Source organism: Bradyrhizobium sp. SZCCHNR1098, assembly GCF_032489375.1.
Classification (GTDB): Bacteria; Pseudomonadota; Alphaproteobacteria; order Rhizobiales; family Xanthobacteraceae; genus Bradyrhizobium.
On the sequence record NZ_JAUEXY010000002.1, the window covers coordinates 462,167 to 481,650 of the forward strand.

The 19,484-nt window shown below is 66.0% G+C and carries 19 protein-coding genes; 7 read left to right on the forward strand and 12 right to left on the reverse strand.

The annotated features are described in order from the left end of the window. Positions 1-26: 26 nt before the first annotated feature. Positions 27-566, forward strand: a complete 540-nt coding sequence (locus QX135_RS06370; RefSeq protein WP_315738337.1) for an adenine phosphoribosyltransferase — start codon at positions 27-29, stop codon at positions 564-566. Between the two features lie 16 nt (positions 567-582). Here QX135_RS06370 and QX135_RS06375 read toward each other — a convergent pair whose 3' ends face one another. The 9 genes from QX135_RS06375 to QX135_RS06415 form a co-directional block, all read right to left on the reverse strand. Continuing rightward, positions 583-1,251: a hypothetical protein gene (locus tag QX135_RS06375; protein ID WP_315738336.1), complete on the reverse strand. Its 669-nt coding sequence runs from the start codon at positions 1,249-1,251 to the stop codon at positions 583-585. Between the two features lie 56 nt (positions 1,252-1,307). Then, positions 1,308-2,069 carry a hypothetical protein gene (locus QX135_RS06380; RefSeq protein ID WP_009025709.1) on the reverse strand — a complete coding sequence of 254 codons (762 nt, stop codon included), beginning with the start codon at positions 2,067-2,069 and terminating at the stop codon, positions 1,308-1,310. Between the two features lie 263 nt (positions 2,070-2,332). After that, the gene (locus tag QX135_RS06385; protein ID WP_316176840.1) at positions 2,333-3,529 is read right to left on the reverse strand and encodes a M48 family metallopeptidase; all 1,197 of its coding nucleotides are present in this window, start codon (positions 3,527-3,529) and stop codon (positions 2,333-2,335) included. A 33-nt stretch (positions 3,530-3,562) separates the two neighbouring features. Further along, entirely contained in the window at positions 3,563-4,120 is a 558-nt protein-coding gene (locus tag QX135_RS06390) for a LemA family protein (protein WP_315717271.1), read from the reverse strand. 189 nt (positions 4,121-4,309) lie between these two features. Next, complete coding sequence (locus QX135_RS06395; protein ID WP_315738333.1) at positions 4,310-4,738, reverse strand: hypothetical protein; 429 nt, start codon at positions 4,736-4,738, stop codon at positions 4,310-4,312. Positions 4,739-4,883: 145 nt separating this feature from the next. Beyond that, on the reverse strand, positions 4,884-5,870 hold the full coding sequence (locus QX135_RS06400) for a small ribosomal subunit Rsm22 family protein (protein WP_315786785.1): 987 nt from the start codon (positions 5,868-5,870) through the stop codon (positions 4,884-4,886). 63 nt (positions 5,871-5,933) lie between these two features. After that, a complete protein-coding gene (locus tag QX135_RS06405) occupies positions 5,934-9,398 on the reverse strand; it encodes a chromosome segregation SMC family protein (protein ID WP_315776154.1) in 3,465 nt (1,154 codons plus the stop codon). 243 nt (positions 9,399-9,641) lie between these two features. After that, a complete protein-coding gene (locus QX135_RS06410) occupies positions 9,642-10,298 on the reverse strand; it encodes a DsbA family protein (RefSeq protein WP_315738330.1) in 657 nt (218 codons plus the stop codon). Between the two features lie 118 nt (positions 10,299-10,416). Next, a complete protein-coding gene (locus QX135_RS06415) occupies positions 10,417-10,896 on the reverse strand; it encodes a DUF721 domain-containing protein (protein WP_315738329.1) in 480 nt (159 codons plus the stop codon). A gap of 125 nt (positions 10,897-11,021) precedes the next feature. On the opposite strand from QX135_RS06415, the gene mutY reads away from it, so the two are divergent. Then, positions 11,022-12,125, forward strand: a complete 1,104-nt coding sequence (gene mutY / locus QX135_RS06420) for an A/G-specific adenine glycosylase (RefSeq protein WP_316176838.1) — start codon at positions 11,022-11,024, stop codon at positions 12,123-12,125. A 431-nt stretch (positions 12,126-12,556) separates the two neighbouring features. Here the strand turns inward: mutY and QX135_RS06425 are convergent, their stop codons facing one another. Beyond that, positions 12,557-12,826, reverse strand: coding sequence for a DUF2798 domain-containing protein (locus QX135_RS06425; RefSeq protein WP_316177270.1), 270 nt, complete (start codon positions 12,824-12,826; stop codon positions 12,557-12,559). A gap of 434 nt (positions 12,827-13,260) precedes the next feature. Beyond that, entirely contained in the window at positions 13,261-14,193 is a 933-nt protein-coding gene (locus QX135_RS06430; RefSeq protein ID WP_316176837.1) for a LysR family transcriptional regulator, read from the reverse strand. A gap of 95 nt (positions 14,194-14,288) precedes the next feature. Here QX135_RS06430 and QX135_RS06435 point away from each other — a divergent pair, with 95 nt between their 5' ends. Both QX135_RS06435 and QX135_RS06440 read left to right on the forward strand, forming a co-directional pair. Then, positions 14,289-14,714, forward strand: coding sequence for a nuclear transport factor 2 family protein (locus QX135_RS06435; RefSeq protein WP_316176836.1), 426 nt, complete (start codon positions 14,289-14,291; stop codon positions 14,712-14,714). A 34-nt stretch (positions 14,715-14,748) separates the two neighbouring features. After that, positions 14,749-15,174 carry a nuclear transport factor 2 family protein gene (locus tag QX135_RS06440; RefSeq protein WP_316176835.1) on the forward strand — a complete coding sequence of 142 codons (426 nt, stop codon included), beginning with the start codon at positions 14,749-14,751 and terminating at the stop codon, positions 15,172-15,174. A 137-nt stretch (positions 15,175-15,311) separates the two neighbouring features. On the opposite strand, the gene QX135_RS32425 is transcribed toward QX135_RS06440, so the two are convergent. Continuing rightward, positions 15,312-15,626 carry a helix-turn-helix domain-containing protein gene (locus tag QX135_RS32425; RefSeq protein ID WP_409997676.1) on the reverse strand — a complete coding sequence of 105 codons (315 nt, stop codon included), beginning with the start codon at positions 15,624-15,626 and terminating at the stop codon, positions 15,312-15,314. Between QX135_RS32425 and QX135_RS06445 the strand changes: the two genes are divergently transcribed. The 3 genes from QX135_RS06445 to QX135_RS06455 all read left to right on the forward strand — a co-directional run bounded on the left by QX135_RS06445 (position 15,543) and on the right by QX135_RS06455 (position 18,369). Next, a complete protein-coding gene (locus QX135_RS06445; protein WP_315738324.1) occupies positions 15,543-15,722 on the forward strand; it encodes a hypothetical protein in 180 nt (59 codons plus the stop codon). The genes QX135_RS32425 and QX135_RS06445 overlap by 84 nt on opposite strands. Before the next feature lie 1,069 nt (positions 15,723-16,791). Beyond that, positions 16,792-17,229, forward strand: coding sequence for an HIT family protein (locus QX135_RS06450; RefSeq protein ID WP_315738323.1), 438 nt, complete (start codon positions 16,792-16,794; stop codon positions 17,227-17,229). 327 nt (positions 17,230-17,556) lie between these two features. Continuing rightward, a complete protein-coding gene (locus tag QX135_RS06455) occupies positions 17,557-18,369 on the forward strand; it encodes an SDR family oxidoreductase (protein WP_316176834.1) in 813 nt (270 codons plus the stop codon). The last annotated feature ends 1,115 nt before the right edge of the window (positions 18,370-19,484 follow it).

Genomic DNA, 19,484 nt, shown 5'->3' on the forward strand with positions numbered 1-19,484 from the left:
ACATAAACAGAGTGGATGAGAGCACGATGACGTTCGATCTGGACATCAAGAATACGGTCCGCACCATTCCGGACTATCCGAAGCCGGGCATCCTGTTCCGGGATATCACGACGCTGCTGGCGGACGCGCGCGCGTTCCGTCGCGCGGTGGACGAGCTGGTGCATCCCTGGGCCGGCTCCAAGATCGACAAGGTCGCCGGCATCGAGGCGCGCGGCTTCATCCTCGGTGGCGCGGTGGCGCATCAGCTCTCGGCCGGCTTCGTGCCGATCCGCAAGAAGGGCAAGCTGCCGCACAAGACGGTCAGCATGTCCTATGCGCTGGAATACGGCACCGACGAGATGGAGATGCATGTCGACGCGGTCGAGCCCGGCGAGCGCGTGATCCTGGTCGACGACCTCATCGCCACCGGCGGCACGGCCGAGGGGGCGGTGAAGCTGCTCCGCCAGATCGGCGCCACGGTGGTGGCGGCCTGCTTCATCATCGACCTGCCGGATCTCGGCGGCGCCGCCAAGCTGCGCGCGCTCGACGTGCCCGTGCGCACGCTGATCTCCTTCGAGGGGCACTGAGGAACGCGCGGCGGCGTCAGGACCGCTGCATCAGGAGCTCGTTCTCGATCTCGCGCAGCGCATAGTAGTTGCGCCGGATCCATTGATAGAGCTCGGTGGACGGGTCCTTCTCCTGGCGCAGATAGCCGGTAAAGGAGAACGAGAAGCGCTCGATATAGGTCCTCAGGAACGCGGGCAGGGCGGCAATGCGCAGATGCTTGCCGCGGCTGTAGAGGTCGGGGAGCTCCTCGCGCAGGACGTGGTCGTTTTCGACCACGATCAGCTGAGGTCGCGGGATCTGTCGCCGCAGGGCGTCGTAGGCGCGCATCGACACCCGGTCGCCCTCGGCGCAGTACAGAACGATCGGGACCACGTTCCGCCGTGAGGCCTCCTTCAAAAAGCCGATCTCCTCGGACATCTTGAAGAACTCGTCGAACGAGTAGTAGCCGAGGTCGATCACCTTGGCGATGCCGTCGTTGAGGATGACGCGATCCATCAATTGGATCTTGCCGTAGGTGTCCTCGATCGTCGCGGTCTCCGTGATCTGCGGCAGGAAGTCGAGCAGCGACGGCTCGCGCAAGGTGACGTCGAAGGCGAGCACCTGGCCGTTCTTGAGCAGCAGGAACTCGCTCAGCACCCGCGCAAGCAGCGTCTTCCCGGACTGCGGCCGGGGCGAGCAGACGATGTAGACGGGCGTTGCGGGCATCAGACCTATATCAGGTCAAATGCGGTTGCGATAAAGTCCCATCCTTCACGGGGCTGCTATTTTTCCCCGGCCGGCCGCGGCGCCGCCGCCTTGGTCGAGCCGACGATGTCGGTCAGCTTGATGCGGTCGTACTCGCTCCAGACATTGGCGAGCCAATGCCGGACATAGCCGCGCAGCACGAAGGAGTAGTTGGCGGCCTCGTCGCGCGGACCCTTGTTGGCGACGAACTTCAGGAACGGCACCGAGGCGACCTCGACCTGCTCGAACGCCATCTCGTTGAGCTTGGGGATGGTCAGCTCGGTCGCATCCTTGATGCGGTGGAAGTAGGAATTGTAGGTCGACTGGTCCCACTCGAAGAAGCTGGTGTTGTTGATGAAGTTCTTCACCAGGAAGTACTTCGCGCCGATCATGTAGCTTGCCGTCTCCGCGATCTCGTCCAGCGAGGCGATCGACGAGCCCAGGATGTGGAACACCGCGAAGGTGATCTGGCCGGAGCGGGCGGCGTCGAGGAAGCCGATGTCGCGCAGCGCCGCGAGCGTCGGCGACATCAGGCCGGCGCGGACGTCGATCACGGTCACCGAGGGCGCCACCGCGCTCAAGGTGTCGAAGATCTTCATCTGGTCCGGCGTCGAATTCATGTCGACGATCTCGGTGATCTCGGGGTGGAAGCGCTTCAGGGTGCCGCGCGGATGCTCGGTGTCGAACGCCCGGGTCGGGACGTTGTTGGCGCTGAAATAATCGAGCAACGTCCGTGACACCGTGGTCTTGCCGACCCCGCCCTTGTCCGCACCCACCACAACCACTGCCGGTTTCGCCATGGAAAGTCCTTCAGCCCTGAGGCCGGCCAGGGGGCCGGCGCTTTGCATTCTGCTTTGGGCGCGAACATGGCAGAAACGCTGGAGAATTCAAATTCATTGCAGCACGGGACCGGGGAAATTTGCGCCTTCGCTGCAACAGATCGGCGCAATCGGACCCGTTCCAGCCGAAACGTCCGGTTCGCGCCGAAGCACTTGAGAGCGAATGCCGGGACGATTGCGCGCTGCGCGCGATCGGGGCTCGAACAGCGCCGCAGCGGCTGGTCCTAATGCCGGCCCCATGGGCCTGCAGCAGGTGTTGTCCAGGGGCCTTCCGGGGCGGCTTGCCCGCTGCCGGGCGACTTACCCCCTCCATCGGCATCGCCCCACGGGCCGGCCGGGGGCAGCGGCGGTGGCGCAGTGCCGTCGGCTGGCTCGTCACCGGTATCGGTATCTCTCCCGTCGGACGGCAGCGCCAGCGGGCCCGGATCATGGCCGCCGGCGAACTTGATCAGCGCCTGGACGCGGGAGTCGACCGAGGGATGGGTGGCGAACAAATCGGCAAAGCCCTCGCGCGGATTGTCGACGCACAATTCCATCACCGCCGAGGTGGCGCCGGGCAGTTCGCCCCGCCCTTCGATCTTGCGCAGGGCGCTGATCATGGCGTCCGGATTCTTGGTCAGCTCGACCGACCCGGCATCGGCAAGGTATTCGCGGGTGCGCGACAGCGCCAGCTTGACCACCTGGGACAGCAGCCAGGCCACCACGATCAGCACCACCGCGATGATCACGACGATGATGGCCCCGCCGCCGGAGCCCTTGCGGTCGGAGTCGGACGAGGAGGAGGACGACGACGATCGGCCCCAGCCGCCGCCCCAGCTCATGTTGGTGAACAAGCGGAAGAACAATTCACCGAAGAAGCCGACCACCCCGGCGATGATCACGGCCACGACCATCAGCTGCACGTCGCCGTTGCGGATATGGGTGAGCTCGTGGCCGAGCACCGCCTCGATCTCCTGGTCATCGAGTGCGTTCAGAAGACCGCTCGTGACGGTGACGGCGTATTGCCGCGGATTCAGGCCGGTGGCGAAGGCGTTCAGCGCCGGGCTGTCCATGACCTTCAGCTGCGGCATGGTGATGCCGCGCGAGATGCAGAGATTCTCGAGCAGATTGTAGAGCCGCGGCTGTTCCTGGCGGGTCACGGCCGTCCCGCCGGTCACGGCGTCGATCATCTTCTGATGGAAAAAATAGGCGATGACGATCCAGGCCGCGGCGCCGATCGTGGCCCAGGGCAACGCCTTGATCAGGTCGCGCGTAGCGGCCTGCATGTAATAGGCGACGCTGCCATTGCCGTTGATCATGACCTCGGCGATCAGCGCGCCGGCGAACACCAGCACGTAGATCAACAGGAACAGGCCGCCGAGCAGCAGCACCGAACGGGTCTTGTTCGATGCGATGTGGGTGTAGAGACCATAGGCGGCCATGGCGTCGGGCCCTTCAGCGCGGAGGGCGCGGGATCAGAACTTGACGCTGGGCGCGGCCTCGACCTCGGTCCGGCTGGCGCCGAGATCGAAGAATTCCTTGCGGGTGAAGCCGAAGGTGCCGGCGAACAGCGCCGCCGGCATCTGCTGGATGCCGGTATTGTATTCCTGCACCGCGTTGTTGAAGAAGCGGCGGCTGGCGGCGATCTTGTTCTCGATGTCGGAGAGCTCGCCGGCGAGCTGCTGGAAGTTGGCGTTGGCCTTGAGGTCCGGATAGGCCTCGGACAGTGCGATCAGGCGGCCGAGCGCGCCGGAGAGCTGGCCTTCGGCGGCCGAGACCTGAGCCGGGCCCTGCGCCGACATCGCCGCATTGCGGGCCTTGATGACCTCGTCGAGGGTGCCGCGCTCATGCGCGGCGTAGCCCTTCACGGTCTCGACCAGGTTCGGAATCAGGTCGTGGCGCAGCTTGAGCTGGACGTCGATGTCGGCAAAGGCCTGGCCGACCCGCTGGCTGAGGGCGACCAGCCGGTTGTAGGCGCCAAGGGCGAACAGTACGAGGATGACGATGATGCCGAGGACGATCCAGCCGGACATGACGGGCTCCGAGGGAGAGGGCAGGAGGACGAGGCGGCCGCCACGCGACGGCGCCGCCGGTCCGCAGGTGGACCGGCGTGCATTGGTCGCACTAGGGGGGATGCCCGTTCAAGTCGCTTGAGGCTGACTGGTCCGTTCGATGGGCGCCCAGGCGACCGAATGGGCGCCGGAGGCAGTGATGCGCAGGGCTCAATAGGGACGGGCGACCCGCCATTGCTGCGTGGGATCGTTGCCCTTGATATCGCCCGGGGCGCTGTCGAGCTGCGAGGTGTAGAGCGGACGGTAGCGGTAGGCCCACATCTTCTTGCCGTCGCTGCGGGTGATGACGGTGAAGTCGCCGCTGGCGGTCGCGTTGTCGGGTGCGATCAGCGGCGGCCGCTTCTCGGCACAGGCACCGTCGCAGGTCGATTTGTTCCCGGTGTTGTCGCGCTCGGTGTAGTACAGCGTCATCCCCTTGGGATCGACCAGGACGGGGCCGTTCTTGCCGACGATGGCCTTGGCCGGCGGGCCTTCCTGCTTCGGCGGGGGCGGTGCCGAGGATCCACCACCGTGGCTGTTTGCCAGGGCCGTTCCTGCCGAAGCCAGCAGTGCGGCGGTGATCATCATCGTCCTGAACATCGAAACGCGTTCCCTTGTGAGCAGCGCCTTCAGCGCCTGTTGCAGCTCACCGTAGCAAGCGCGGATTTCTCGCCGGTTTCGCGAAATCGCGAAAATGAGAGACGAATACGACCCACCGTTAACCATGGGGCGCCGGCCGAGGTATCTACGAACCTGGCGGCTCCACGCCGTCACCCCAGTCCCAGCGCCGCGCGGCGGCAAAGGCGGGCTTGTCGCGGCGGGGGATGCTGACGACCCTGGCGGCACCATCCGCCTGGCACAGCTTCGCGGTTGCCCCGACCTTGGTGACCGCCGGCGGCGCCAGCACGCGTGCGGCGGGCCGATGCGTCGCGGGCTTGCGGGTGAGGGCAATGAAGCTGAACTTCTCGTCCTCGAACGGAACGTCCGCGCCCTTGAGCTCGCGATGCGCCCGCGAGCGCGCCAGCCGCTGGGCGAAATGGCACCAATCCGGTGCGATCAGTGGACACGCCGCGGCGTGCGGGCAGGGGGCGGCGATGTGGGCTCCGGACGCGATCAGGCGGTCGCGCGCCGCGATGATGCGCTGATAGCCGGCGGGCGTGCCGGGTTCGACGATCAGGAGCGTATCGCCGGTCCTCGTCCACAGCGCATCAATGATGCCCGGGCGTTCGGCGTCGCTCAGTTCGCCGATCATGTAGCTGGCGATGACGAGATCGGCGCCCGTGCTGCGCTCGAGCAGCGCTCGCGCCGAGCCCAGCGCGTAGTCGAGGTCGCGGATGCGTGTCGCGTCGCCAGCGAGCGCCAGCGCGAGCGTGCGCAAGGCGGGATTGGAATCGATGGCGGCGAAAGACGCCAGCGACGGGAATGCGTCCGCCGCAGCGAAGCTTGCGGTGCCCGGACCGGCGCCGACATCGAGCAGCGAGGCCGGGGCGAAGTCCGGGCTCGCCTGCATCACGGCATTCAGGCTGGCCACCACCGCTGCATACGTCGCCGGCATCCGCACGACGGCATAGGCGATCGCGTCGGCTTCGCTCGTGATCGTCCCCGAATTGCCGCCGCTGCGATAGGAATCCGAGATGCGGGCCGCGCGGGCGGCGGCCTCCTGCCGCGACTGCCCGTGCAGCCTGGCTTCGAGGGATGCCTTCAGCGCGGCGGGCAGATCAGGAGAGATCATCGGTCCTCTCCACGCGTCAGTCCGGGCGCCGCGCAGGCGGCGATCCGGAATGACGGAGCAGGATCACGCCACCTGCTGGTCGAGTATCTTCACGGCCTCGTCGAGCGCGACCGAGACGAGCTGCGACACGCCGCGCTCGGCCATGGTGACGCCGAACAGCCGGTTCATGCGCGCCATGGTGATCGGGTTGTGGGTGATGATGATGAAGCGGGTCTCGGTCGAGCCCTTCATCTCGTGCAGCAGGTTGCAGAAGCGTTCGACGTTGTGGTCGTCGAGCGGCGCGTCGACCTCGTCCAGCACGCAGATCGGCGAGGGGTTGGTGAGGAACACGGCGAAGATCAGCGCCATCGCCGTCAGCGCCTGCTCGCCGCCCGACAGCAGCGACAGCGTCTGCGGCTTCTTGCCCGGCGGCTTGGCGATGATCTCGAGGCCCGCCTCGAGCGGATCGTCGCTCTCGATCAGATGCAGCGCGGCCTCGCCGCCGCCGAACAGCTCGGTGAAGAGACGCTTGAAGTGGTCGTTGACGGTCTCGAACGAGGCCTGCAGCCGCTCGCGCGCCTCCTTGTTGAGGCTCTGGATGCCCTGGCGCAGCCGCTTGATGGCCTCGACGAGGTCGTCGCGCTCGGTGGTCAGCGCGGTGTGCGAGCCCTCGACCTCGGTGAGCTCCTCTTCGGCGCGCAGATTGACGGCGCCGAGCCGCTCGCGGTCGCGCCGCAGCTTCTCCAGGCTCTCTTCGATCTCGTGCAGCGGCGGCAGTTGCGTGTCCGGGCCGATCTCGGCCATGGCCGCGACCGCCTGCGGCTCGCATTCGAGCATGTCGTGGATCTCGCGCTCGACGTCGCCGACGCGGCGCTTGGCGCTTTCGAGTCGCTCCTCAGCGCGGGCCGCGGCCTCGCGCGACTTCGACAGCGCTTCCAGCGACGCCTTGGCGGCACGGTCGGTGTCGCCCATCGCGGTCTCGGCCTCGGCCAGCGCGTCGGCGGCGACCTGGCGCTCGCCTTCGGCGATGGCGAGCTCGTCGATCAGCGCGCTGCGCTTCTCGGCAAAGATCTCCGGCGCGTTTTCGAGCTCGGCGCGTTCGTCCTTCACCTCGGCGATGCGGGCCTCGATGGTGGCGATCTGCGAGCCGGCGCCGCGGATGCGGTTGAACCAGTCGTTGCGCTCGCTGATGATTGCCTGCACGCGGCGGTCGGCGAGCTCGGCCTCGCGGGCCAGCGCCTGCGCTTCGGCCCGGACCTGCGCCGCGGCGCGGCGCTTGGTCTCGATCTCGGCCCGCACGGCGGCAAGACGGCCGTCGGCTTCGTTGGTCGCCGGCAGCTCCTCGATCGCCTCCAGCGCATTCTGGTGCAGCTCGGCGATCTCGGCGCGGTCGTGGGCGAGGCGGGTCGAGGCTTCGACCAGCGCCGATTTGCGCGCCGAATGGCGGTTGATCTCGCGCTCGGCATTGGCGTGGCGCTCACGCGCGGAGTTCACCTCGCGCTGGGCGGCGCGCCAGGCTTCGCGCGCGGCGCTCTCGGCGGCGGTCGCGGCCCGCACCTCGGCCTCGGCGCTCTCGAGCGCCTGGCGCTTGTTCGTCGCATCGATGCGTGCCTGCTCCAGCTCGGCCTCGATGTCGATCAGGCGGGCGCGCTCGGCCAGGCGACGCGCCGCGCCGGTCGGCGCATGCGCCGCGGCGATGAAGCCATCCCAGCGCCAGACGTCGCCTTCGGAGGACACCAGCCGCTGGCCGGTCTTGAGCTGCGACACCAGCTGGGCGCCGCGATCACGCGACACCACGCCGATCTGCGCCAGACGGCGCGACAGCTCCGGCGGTGCCTGGACATAGGCCGCGAGCGGCTCGACGCCATCCGGCAGCGCGGGGTCGATGACCTCGGCGCCGGCCACGGTCCAATGCATCGGCGCGGACGCGTCGACCGGCGCATCAAGGTCGTCGCCGAGCACGGCGCCGAGCGCCTTCTCATAGCCCTTGGCGACCGTGACGCCGTCGATGATCGGCGGCCACAGATTCTTGGTCTCGCTGTTGACCATCTTGGAGATGGTGCGGGCCTCGGTCTCGAGCCGCTGAGCGCGCTTCTCGGCCTCGGCGAGCGGGGCGCGCGAGGCTTCGAGCTTCTGCCGTGCATTGGCCTGCGCCGACTCGTTGGTCTGCACCGCGGCCTCGGCCTGCGCCTCAGCCTCCTCGGCCGCTTCGAGCGAGGCGGCGAGCGTGTCGAGATCGCCGAGATGGGCGGTCTCCTGCGCCAGCCGCTCCTCATCGGCGCGGACATTGGCGATGTCCTGGTCGAGGCGGGCGAGACGATCGCGGTGGCTGCGAACGTTGGCTTCGAGCTGGTTGCGGCGGGCGGTGAGGTCCGCAAGCTGCGTCGTCAGCTCGGTGAACTGGCGCTCGGTTTCGGCCAGCAGCGCCTCGGCCTCGGCGACGCGCTCGTCGACGCCGCTGCGCATCTCGACGCGCGCCTTGATCTCTTCCTTCAGCTCCGCGTCTTCGGTTTCCAGCCGCTGCAGCGCGACCTGCGCGTCCTGGTTCTGCTGCTGCTCGCGGGCGACGTCGGCGGTGAGCTGCATCAGGCGGCGATCGAGCTCGCCGGCGCGCTCCTTGGCGCGCAGCTCCTCGCGGTCGAGCAGGTCGCGGGCGTTCTTCAGCCGCTGCATCGTCGCGGCGGCGCGGGCCTCGGCCTCGCGCAGCGCCGGCAGATGCGACGAACGGATTGCCTGGATGCGGGCCGACTCGGCCTGCTCGCGGGTCCGCTCCGCCATCTCGCGCACGGCGACATCGTGCACATGGGCGGCGTCGTTGAGATCGGCATGCGCGCCCATCCAGCGCATATGATAGAGGGTGGCTTCCGCCTTGCGCACCTTGGCCGCGACCTCGCGGTAGCGGATCGCCTGCCGCGCCTGCTTGCGCAGGCCTTCCATCTGGCCGGAGAGCTGGCCGATGACGTCTTCGACGCGCAGCAGATTGGTCTCGGCCGCCTTCAGGCGCAGCTCGGCCTCGTGGCGGCGCGCATGCAGGCCGGCGACGCCGGCGGCGTCTTCGAGCACGCGGCGGCGCTGCTCAGGTTTCGCTTGAATGATTTCGCCGATCTTGCCCTGGTGGACGAGGGCGGGCGAACGCGCGCCGGTGGCGGCGTCGGCGAACAGGATCTGCACGTCGCGGGCGCGCACGTCGCGGCCGTTGATGCGATAGACCGAGCCGGCCTCGCGCTCGATGCGACGCGAGATCTCGAGAATGTCGCGATCGTTCACGGCGGCTGGCGCGGTGCGATCGCTGTTGTCGATCGTCATCACCACTTCGGCGTGGTTGCGCGACGGACGCGTGTTCGAGCCGGAGAAGATCACCGCGTCCATGTCGGCGGCGCGCAGCGATTTGTGCGAGGTCTCACCCATCGCCCAGCGCAGCGCTTCGACCAGATTCGACTTGCCGCAGCCGTTCGGACCGACGACGCCGGTGAGGCCGGGTTCGATCACGAAGTCAGTCGGTTCGACGAACGTCTTGAAACCGTGAAGACGAAGACGGGTGAGTTTCATGTACAGATTCTCTGTTGGCGGGAGACGAATCTCCTAGCCCCGACAATACCATGGAAGGCAATGTCAATGTGGACTGAGTCGCCCTGGCGCCCCATTCTGAGGGCGGGACAATGGCGAGGGCCGGTCCCCAGGGCAACCCGCCGGCCCTGCTTTTCCAAGGCTTTCTCGTGGCGAACGGCCCACGAAACAGAAGCGGCCCCATTGAGGGGCCGCGCTGTGTCTTTGAGGACTCAGTGATTCGAATCAGCTCTTCAGAAGCGGGTTGATCTTCTTCTGAAACTCCTCGATCGAAGTCTCGCCCTTGATCTTCTCGCCGTTGATGAAGAAGGTCGGCGTCGAATCGACTTTCAGAATGTCGCTCGCGTATTTCTGGTCGGCGGCGATCTTGTCGAGCAGCGCCTGGTCCTTCAGGCAGGCCTCGACCTGCTGCTGGCTGAGGCCGGCCTGCTTGCCGATCCGGGTCAGCGTCTCGGTGGTGTTCTTCACCACCCAGTCGTTCTGCGAGCGGAACAGCATGTCGGTGACGGCAAAATACTTCTGTGCGTCGCCATTGGCGATGCAGCGCGTCAGCATCGAGCCGGCCGCGGCTTTGATGTCGAGCGGGAACTCGCGGAAGATGTAGCGCACCTTGCCGGTATCGATGTATTCGGCCTTCAGCTTCGGGAACACGGTCGCATTGAACGCGGCGCAATGCGGGCAGGTCATAGAGGCATATTCGGTGATGGTGACGGCGGCGTCGGCCGGCCCGATCGCCATGTCCGGCAGCGACACCGGCTTGGCGACATCGGTGGCGCTCTGGGCCATGGCGTCCGAGATCAGCCGCAGCGGGGACAGGCCCGCCAGAGCGGCGAGGCCGGTCAGCGACAAGGCTGCGGTGAAGGCGCGGCGGGTGATGATCAAGGCTCTGCTCCGGAATGGGCGCATCTCGCGCCTGAAACACTCGTAACTCGGCTTTTCGCTAGCTTGAAACCCAGCTTGAGGCAATGCCGGGTCGCAAACCGGGATCAAACGGGAAGCGTCAATTTCGCTTGATGGCGGCGCCCAGCCGGGCGAGGGCGTCGCGCAGGGCGTCGTCCTCGATGGCGGTCAGGGTCTGCGCGACTTTCGCCACCGTGTTCGGATCGGGCGGCACCGGGCGGCGCTTCACCGGGGGGCGCAACAGCGGCCCCTGGCGCAGCGCCAGCTTGCCCACAGCGTGCCAACCGAAGAAGCGATTGACCCGCTCCAGGATCACGTCCGACGAATGCTGGATCTCCAGCGCCATCGGCCCCTCGACGCGCAGGATCAAGGTCGCCGGCTCCTGCGGCTGGCCCTCGACCGGCCGCGGCCATTGCATCTTCAGCGGCTGGGCATGCTCGGCGATCTCGCGCCCGGCAATCTCCGGCCAGCGCGTGACCAGCTCGCGCGCGGCAAACCCCTGCTTGGCATAGGCGGCCGACAGCACGTCGCCCATCATCAGCGACAATGGCTTTGCGGTGAGGCGGCCGGGCTTTGCCATCGATACAGGCTTCTCGTGGTCTGCCGCCCGTCCGAGCCGCCGGGGCTCGAAGAAAGCCGTGGATGCCGCAGACGAGACGGCGGTCCAGCGGGCGACGATGGCTCCTGACGTACTAGATTAAGCCAATGGTGTCATCAGCCCTTCCTTCCAAGCGCAAGAGCCGACCAGAGAATCGCGGCTCCGCCGAGCGTCCCGCACAACTGCTCGCCTGGTACGACCGCCACCGCCGGCGGCTGCCGTGGCGCGCGCCGGCCGGGCAGCGCTCCGATCCCTATCGCGTCTGGCTGTCCGAGATCATGCTGCAGCAGACCACGGTGAAGGCGGTCGGGCCGTATTTCGAGAAATTCCTGGCGCGCTGGCCGGATGTCTCGGCGCTCGGCGGCGCCGAGCTCGACGACGTGCTCAGGATGTGGGCCGGCCTCGGCTATTATTCGCGGGCGCGCAACCTGCATGCCTGCGCCGTCGCCGTGCTGCGCGAGCATGGCGGCGCGTTCCCGGACACCGAGGAGGGGCTGCGCGCGCTGCCCGGCGTCGGTCCGTACACCGCGGCCGCCATCGCCGCGATCGCGTTCGATCGGCTGACCATGCCGGTCGACGGCAACATCGAGCGCGTGGTGTCGCGGCTGTTCGCGGTGGAGGAGGCCTTGCCGCAGGCCAAGCCGCAGATCCAGGCGCTCGCGGCGACCCTGCTCGGGCCGTCCCGCGCCGGCGACAGCGCGCAGGCACTGATGGATCTCGGCGCCACCATCTGCACGCCGAAGAAGCCGGCCTGCTCGCTGTGTCCCTTGAGCGAGGACTGCGCCGCACGCGAGCGCGGCGACCAGGACACGTTCCCGCGCAAGGCCGCCAAGAAGACCGGCACGCTCCGGCGCGGCGCCGCCTTCGTCGTCACCAGGGGCGACGAGCTGCTGGTGCGCTCCCGCCCCGCAAAGGGCCTGCTCGGCGGCATGACCGAGGTTCCCGGCTCGGAATGGCTCGCCGGCCAGGACGATGCCGACGCGCTCGCCCAGGCGCCCGAGCTGGCCGGCGTAAAGCGCTGGCACCGCAAGCTCGGCGTCGTCACCCACGTCTTCACCCATTTCCCGCTGGAGCTCGTGGTCTACACGGCGCGTGTGCCCGCCCGGACGCGCGCGCCGGACGGCATGCGCTGGGTCCCGATCGCGACCCTCGACGGCGAGGCGCTGCCCAACGTCATGCGCAAGGTCGTCGCGCACGGGCTGGGGCAGTGAGGGCGCGCTGAGCGTGTAGTTTGTAGGGTGGGCAAAGGCGCGCCACGCTGCTGATGAGTTCAGCGAGATGTTACCCGCGCCGTGCCCACCATCGAGGCTGCGAGTGCGCAGCGAGACGGTGGGCACGCTGCCGCCTTCGGCGACCGCTTTGCCCACCCTACGGCCGCGCATATCAATATGCTCCATTGTCGTCCCGGCGAAAGCCGGGACCCATACCCACAGGGAGTGGTTTGAGGCACACCGGTCATTGGCATTCTGCCCATCACGACGGCCGCGGAGTATGGGTCCCGGATCGGCGCCGCGCCGCGCTGGTGCGCGCCGCGGCTTGTCCGGGACGACAGCGGTGGATGAGTCGGATTCACGGCCCAAACAGCGGCTTGCATGATACCCGTTGAAGCGGGGCCGCAGTTGAGCGGCCCCGCTGCTTTCGCTTAATTCGGCTTGGGCGTCTCCACCACGAGCGCCACGATCCGCCGCACCAGCGGCAGGACAGCGAGCAGCGTGGGGAACGCGACGAGCCAGGAGATGCCCCACGCTGCGGGCCAGGTCGCGATGAACGCCGGCGTCGGTCCAAGACTCTTCAGCGTGGCGATCGCCGACACGACGAACGTCATCAGCACCGAGAGTGTCAGTGGCATGACGACAGCCGCATAGCGCGTGGGCAGTTTTCTGCGCGCGCGCCGTTCACCAGATGGATTCATGATGGCAGTTCCGGAATTCGATCGGTCGATCACGGGCAACGCATCCTGCATTCCTCCGGATCGAGCCGATCCGTTGAATGCGTTGCCTGACGTGAGACGCTTACGGTGCGCATCCGCGCAGCGGGCGTCTGATAGCCTGACAACAAGGCGGACGCCAGCCAAAAATCTGAACGAGCCGGAATTCATGCCGCTGCTGCGCTAGCCGGTTTGGAGGGTAGGGTGGGCAAAGGCGCGCATCACCGTATTCACCGCAGACTGCGCTCGATCGCGCGCCGTGCCCACCATCTGACTCGGAGTACGCAGCACCGCGGTGGGCACGCTGCCGCCCTGCCGGGCGGCTGCTTTGCCCACCCTGCGCGACCTCGACTGTATCAACGCATTTCGCTGCTGGCGGCCTGACAGAGCACGACGCGCGGGCGCCCGCCGGCGTCCGCTCATGTCGGTTTCGTCGCACGTCCTGGCGCGCCGCCGAGCTCGCGGCCCGTTTCCAGCATCAGCGTGCGCAGCCAGATCGACCCCGGCTCGACCTGCGCCCTGGTCGGATAGAACATGTATTGTTCGTCGATGCCAGGATCGAGCGGCGGCGCGACGGTCGACAGCGACAAGGCCTGCGCCAGCGCCGCGATCAGGCGGCGCGGCACGAAGGCGACGAGATCGGTGCGCGCGGCGACATGCAGCGCCTCGATGTAGCTCGGCACGACCAGCGCGATCCGCCGCTCCCAGCCCTTGCTGCGCAGCCAGCCATCGATCAGGTCCTCGCTTTGGCCGCGCAGCACCACCGCGACATGCCGGGCGGCCAGGAAGCCGTCTCGCCGGCTCAGTCGCCTGCCGACCGGGTGACCGCGCCGCACCGCCAGCGCATCGCTGTCGGCGTAGAGCAACTGGCGATGGAAGCCCTTGAAGGCGTTGCCGATCGAGATCACCATGTCGATGGTGCGGGCGAACTCGGCGTGGAAGATCGCAGGGCCTCGCCAAGGCACGACGTCGATGCGGAGGTTGGGCGCGGCGCGCGTCACCTTGGCCATCAACGACGGCATCAGCAGCTCGACCGCGAGATCAGGCATCATCAGGCGAAATTGGCGTTCGCTCCGTGCAGCGTCGAACGCGTCGGGCGTGAACAGGCCGCGCACCTGATCAAGGGCCTGGGCGAGCGGGGCCTGCAGCGCAAGGGCGCGCGGGGTCAGCTCCATCCGCGCGCCGGTGCGGACCAGCAGGGGATCGCCGAGCAAGTCGCGCAGCCGCTGCAGCGCGTGGCTGGTGGCCGGCTGGGACAGTCCGATCCGCAGCGCAGCCCGGCTGACGCTGCTCTCGCGGAGCAGCGCGTCGAGCGCCACCAGCAGATTGAGGTCGAGCGCGGCCAAATTCATGGGCCGAATTGATATCATATCCGATATCGATTGGAAGAATGCGCCGCCACCCGTCATGCTTCGCTCCGTTGCAGAGGAGATCGGAGACAGATGACATGACCGCAAGAGCCAACAAGCAATTGATGCAGGACCTGCTCGCCAAGGCCGCCGCCGGCGACCGCGCGGCCTATGTCGCGGCCATCGCCGACGACGTCACGATGGTGATCACGGGACAATATTCGTGGTCGCAGACGATCAGAAGCAAGGAGGCGCTGCTGCGCAATCTCCATGGCCATCTCAACAGCCTGCTGGCGGAGGGACGCCGCGCCATTCCGCTGCGCTTCATCGCGGATGACGACCTCGTCGTGGTCGAGGCCAAGGGCGAGATGCGCACCAGATCCGGTCGGCCCTACAACAACGACTACTGCCTGATCTATCGGCTGCACGAGGGGCGCATCGTCGAGATCCGTGAATACTGCGACTCGGCGCTGACGGAAGCGGTGCTGGGACCGTTTCCGGCTGCGCTCAGGCAGACGGGTTGATGCGACGATGCCTGAATTCAAGGAGGGTTTGCCGATGAGCGCCGCAGAAGCCACGGGTCATGACAACAAGCGGATCGTGCAGCATGTGTTCGACGAGCTGGCGAAGAGCAATCCGCAGCCGCTACTCGATCGTCTCGCGGATGATTTCCGCTTCGTCATCATGGGCAGCGGATCCTGGTCGCGCGGCTATGACGGCAAGGCGACCGTTCTCGCCGAGTTGTTCGCGCCGCTGCGGGCGCGGCTCGGCCGCATCACCACCATCCCGATCCGGCTGACGGCCGAGGATGACCGCGTCGTGGTCGAGGCGCGTGGCCGCAATACGACGAGCGACGGCAAGATCTACAACAACAGCTATTGCAACGTCCTTCGCCTGGAGAACGGCCGTATCCTGGAATGGATCGAATATTGCGACACGCTGCTGATCGAGACCGCACTCGGTCCGCCGCCGACGACGTCATGAGACAATTACGGTGACATCTCTGGACTGCACCCCTCAAGTGAGACGCAGATAATTTCTGCGACAGGCATTTCGAGGATGACGTGTGGCAGCAAGAGGGAAAAACCGTCAGTTTCCGGCGCCCATCGCGGCCATCGTAGTTATTCGATCAACTGAATCCGGACCCTAGACGGAGCGTCCTTGAGCACGCTGGCGGCAGTAGCGCCAAAGGTTGCCTTGAAGGCGTGGCTGAAATGGCTGGAGCTCGAAAAGCCTGCATCGAGCGCCGCCGACGTGATAGAATCGCCATTTCCCACACGCTCCACAGCGTGCCGGAAACGAATCCAAATCCTAAACGTCCTAAGTGGCACCCCAATCTCTTGGACGAACAGATGCTGCAGGCGACCAGGGGAAAGGTCGACTCGCCGGGCCAGTTCCTGGATCGAGTGATTGCGGGCGATGTCAGCCCTTATGATAGCTACGACACGTTCAACCCGCGCATCGAACCGTGGTGGGCGCGGTTCGATTCCCAATGCCTGTTCAGCAGCGAAATCGAAATCGTCGAAGCGTAGCTTATCACCTGTCTGATGCAGCGCGTAGAGATTCCGCACAGCGACGATAAGCGAACTTTCGATGTCAGGGTCCAGTGAGCTTAGGCCACATCTCTGACGGGGCGAGAGGCGCCGATAGTAAGGATCGTCAGGGTCGTTGTATATCACGGCGACCGGCGCCCCGCTTAGATCAAGGGTATGCGCCAAGCCTGCGGGGACGATGGCGGTAAGGCAGGCCAGGCTCTCCCCGGCCATTGTGGTGCCGATCCGCAGAGGGGCCTGAAGCGCCACCAGGCAGACCGATATTGGATGCCGGTGCAGCGGCAGCGTACCCAGACGCCCGATGAACATCATTCGTTGAGGCCAGAGGCACAACAAAGCTCTCTCGTCGAAATTGGTAGCCGATTCTGGCAAGCGGCCATTCCTCCACACGTCTATGCTTCGAGAAGGTCACGCCGACGGCATCCAGCGACCTTGGCGCGCAAGCTCTTGTACCCGGCGTCCATAGCGGAAAGATTTGTTTGGGGAAATAATGTCGAACGCTTTCTTGATTGCGAATATTGAGTTGTGGCGGCTTCTTCCGGTGGGCGGCATCTGGAAATGCCGCCGCATGGTTGCGTCGCCCGAAGTGCGGGCGTCTGTTTACGCCGACCCCTGCCATCGCAGCGCCAATGTATTCACTTGTCCGCTTGGTTCTTGCAGAATTCGCGCGGCTGAGCTGGCCGCCGGGCGTCAGCGTGATCGCCGTCAGCACGCGATCACCTTCCTCGCGATGGCTGGTAGCTTTCAACGATCACCCGAACAGCCGAATCTGAAGGCCTGTCACACGAGGAGTTCAAGCGGGCTACGCGATATAGCCCACTTGCAACAGGCGCCCGGTCAGCCTCAGCCGGACTAAGAGACGACAGTCCATGTCACGGGCGCAGCGCCCGGCACACGAGACCCCTCAGCGATTGAGCCGCGGTGCCGGGGACCGCACGTCCTCGGCCGATGGAGCCCGGGCCGCCAAAACTAGGGAAGCACTGCGCCGTCACCCAAAACGCCCCACCGCACCGCGGTTTCTAGCCTCGCCCATACTCCGGAGCACCAGATGACCCTCGCCGCCCCCTACGACCCCGACAACATCTTTGGCCGAATCCTTCGCGGCGAAGTCCCCGCCGCCAAGGTCTGGGAGGACGATCACGTCCTCGCGTTCATGGACGCCTTTCCCCAGTCCGAAGGGCACGTACTGGTGATCTCGAAGACCTCGACCTCCCGCACCCTGCTGGACGTGGAGCCGGACGTGCTCGTTCGGCTGGTCGCAGCCACCCGACGCACCGCCCGGGCAGTGGTCAAGGCGCTGGCACCCGAGGGTTTCCTGATCGTTCAGTTGAACGGCGCGGCCAGCGGTCAGACCGTCTTCCACCTGCATTTCCATATCATACCTCGCTGGGCGGACGTTCCGATGAAGGGCCACGGGCAGGCGCCGATGGGTAAACCAGAAACCCTGCTCGCCCTCGCCGACCGCATCGCCACTGCGCTTGATTGACCGCAGCCCGGCATGTGGTCTGCTGCCGCTCAAATAGCAATCGGAAAAGCTCCGATGTGACTGCACGAAAACGATGCAGCCATGCCTTGCGGCGAACGCGCCGTCGCCCTGCGGGGGTATCACCGGAGGCTTCAACCGCTGGCGGAGTTTGTACGAAGTCCTGCTCAGCAACTGCACCTAGGAAGCTCAGCAAGGTCGACAAAATGAAAATAGGTGTTTCTGAGGCAACGGCGGTCAGTGGGCAGCACTCGACCGCGCGATTGGGCGAAGCTGGGGCTCGTCCTTTCTCCCGGCTTCCCGAAGTGGATTCTGGCTTAGGACTCTCCTATGTTCCATTCACGTAGCATTGTCATCACCGGGGGGGCGACGGGCCTAGGCTTTGCGATAGCGAACGCGCTTACCCCCCAAGGTGCTCGGCTGACGCTCCTCTCGCGGCGAACCGATAATCTGGATCTCGCGGTTCATGAACTTCGTCGGCGACACGCCGGCGCCGATATCGAGGTTCAGTCCGTCGATGTTGGCGATCCGATTGCAGCGTCTCAGGCTATCGAGGAGGTTGCTCGGCGCCGTGGAGGGATCGACATGCTGTTCAACAATGCAGGTGTGATGCGCGAGGGGCGGTTCGAGACCCTCACCGACAATGACTTCCAGGCCGTGATGCAAACCAATTTCTTTGGTCCGGTAAATGTCACCAGGGCTGCTTTACCCCATCTACGCGCCGCTGGCGGGCGGTTGATCAACATAGCATCGATCGCTGGTCTGACCGGAATCTTCGGTTTCACCGCCTATGGATCTGCGAAACACGCCTTGGTCGGCTTCACCGAATGCCTGCACTACGAACTGCTGCGCCAAGGTATCAAGGTTCACCTCGTCTGCCCAGCGGAGTTCGAGACGCCTATGGTGGCGGAGCTTGATTCCTATCGGACACCGGAGAACCGGCGACATACGCTGACCATCCCGAGAACTCCCTTGGAAATCGTGGTTGCGGACACATTGCGGGGAATCCGGCGCGACCGGTATTTCATCGTTCCGGGTGGCCGCGCCCGGCTGGCCGTCCTCGGCTTGCGGCTCGTACCATCGATTGCGCGTAGACTTGGCGAGCGCATTGTTGGGAAACTCGAGCGGAAGCACCCGGTGTGAGTTCATCGTCATACCGGCGATCGGCCGCGAGGCAATCCGTCGGAGGATGAACATGAATATGGTGACGCCTTCCGCGAGCGTATGAGGTCAGGCTTAAAGACTTCCGCTGCGTCACCAGATAGGACAAACCCGCCAGCGCGTGGACTGGTTGGAGCGAAGCGATACCATTGTTGTCTCGTAGACCAATTGATGGGTTTCGCGTTGCTCCACCCATCCCGCGAGCTAATCGACAGCATGCCGCGAAACTAAAGCGAAGTCACGCCCCACGCTTTGTCGGTGGCAGTAGCGCGCCGGGTGGCGGATTCCAGTATTTCGTTGAGTATTACGGTGACGCTGCATGAAAACTTGTCGTGGCGCGCTGCCCCGACGAGACGGCTGCATACCGGTCGGCGCTGATCGCATCGACGGCGCAGCATGCGCCGACATTGCACGTCATTCCGATCCGTCGCTCCGTTCCGTTCCAGGACGCGTCTTCCGTTTTTCGGAATTTGTCTTGACTCCGACCCCAAATCAATGGCTATATCCGCCCCGTTCCGTCCCGGCAGGAGGGGCGTACGCGTCGTCACGACACGCGGGGCGGGATGCGGTGGCTGCGACGGCGTCGTCAGGACGAGCGACGTCGACCGGCCTCGTGCAGGGCTGCGGCGGCTTGCCGTCGTGGCGCGCGTGCGGGGCCTTTCGCGGACGTTGAAATCGTGTGGTCCTGGCATCCCGATGCTGATGTCAACTCGCGTTGAGGCTTCGCTTCGCGCGGGGATGGTGGCCAGAAAGCCCGGCGCACCAGGGAGATCACGTATAAGACGTAAAGCCCATCGCGCAGGGAATGCCGGATGACCGGCTGGACCTGTGGTGACTGCCGCCTGCTTATCTTTCTGCAGGCGGGCCATGGGTTGCGGCCAGCACCCGGCATTCCCTGCGCCCTCCTCGTTGCGAGGGTCCCTCTCGGCAACACCTCGGGCGCTGCGCGCCGCGAGAGGGTGAGGTCATGTCCTTCATCGGGATGTCCTTCATCGGGATGTCTGTCGTCGCGTCGTCATCGATCGGCATGGGTCGTGTCCGGATCCGCGCGGGTCGAGCACGCGGCCCGCAGAATGCAGATCGCCCATGACGGCGCA

Bases quoted from the DNA above. Each gene is read 5' to 3' on its own strand.
- QX135_RS06375 (WP_315738336.1), bottom strand. From the start codon at position 1,251: ATGCCCGCAACGCCCGTCTACATCGTCTGCTCGCCCCGGCCGCAGTCC.
- QX135_RS06405 (WP_315776154.1), bottom strand. From the start codon at position 9,398: ATGAAACTCACCCGTCTTCGTCTTCACGGTTTCAAGACGTTCGTCGAA.
- QX135_RS06440 (WP_316176835.1), top strand. From the start codon at position 14,749: ATGAGCGCCGCAGAAGCCACGGGTCATGACAACAAGCGGATCGTGCAG.
- QX135_RS06400 (WP_315786785.1), bottom strand. From the start codon at position 5,870: ATGATCTCTCCTGATCTGCCCGCCGCGCTGAAGGCATCCCTCGAAGCC.
- QX135_RS06430 (WP_316176837.1), bottom strand. From the start codon at position 14,193: ATGAATTTGGCCGCGCTCGACCTCAATCTGCTGGTGGCGCTCGACGCG.
- QX135_RS06385 (WP_316176840.1), bottom strand. From the start codon at position 3,529: ATGGCCGCCTATGGTCTCTACACCCACATCGCATCGAACAAGACCCGT.
- QX135_RS06425 (WP_316177270.1), bottom strand. From the start codon at position 12,826: ATGAATCCATCTGGTGAACGGCGCGCGCGCAGAAAACTGCCCACGCGC.
- QX135_RS06390 (WP_315717271.1), bottom strand. From the start codon at position 4,120: ATGTCCGGCTGGATCGTCCTCGGCATCATCGTCATCCTCGTACTGTTC.
- QX135_RS06380 (WP_009025709.1), bottom strand. From the start codon at position 2,069: ATGGCGAAACCGGCAGTGGTTGTGGTGGGTGCGGACAAGGGCGGGGTC.
- mutY (WP_316176838.1), top strand. From the start codon at position 11,022: ATGGTGTCATCAGCCCTTCCTTCCAAGCGCAAGAGCCGACCAGAGAAT.
- QX135_RS06415 (WP_315738329.1), bottom strand. From the start codon at position 10,896: ATGGCAAAGCCCGGCCGCCTCACCGCAAAGCCATTGTCGCTGATGATG.
- QX135_RS06395 (WP_315738333.1), bottom strand. From the start codon at position 4,738: ATGTTCAGGACGATGATGATCACCGCCGCACTGCTGGCTTCGGCAGGA.
- QX135_RS06450 (WP_315738323.1), top strand. From the start codon at position 16,792: ATGACCCTCGCCGCCCCCTACGACCCCGACAACATCTTTGGCCGAATC.
- QX135_RS06455 (WP_316176834.1), top strand. From the start codon at position 17,557: ATGTTCCATTCACGTAGCATTGTCATCACCGGGGGGGCGACGGGCCTA.
- QX135_RS06435 (WP_316176836.1), top strand. From the start codon at position 14,289: ATGACCGCAAGAGCCAACAAGCAATTGATGCAGGACCTGCTCGCCAAG.
- QX135_RS06370 (WP_315738337.1), top strand. From the start codon at position 27: ATGACGTTCGATCTGGACATCAAGAATACGGTCCGCACCATTCCGGAC.
- QX135_RS06445 (WP_315738324.1), top strand. From the start codon at position 15,543: ATGCTGCAGGCGACCAGGGGAAAGGTCGACTCGCCGGGCCAGTTCCTG.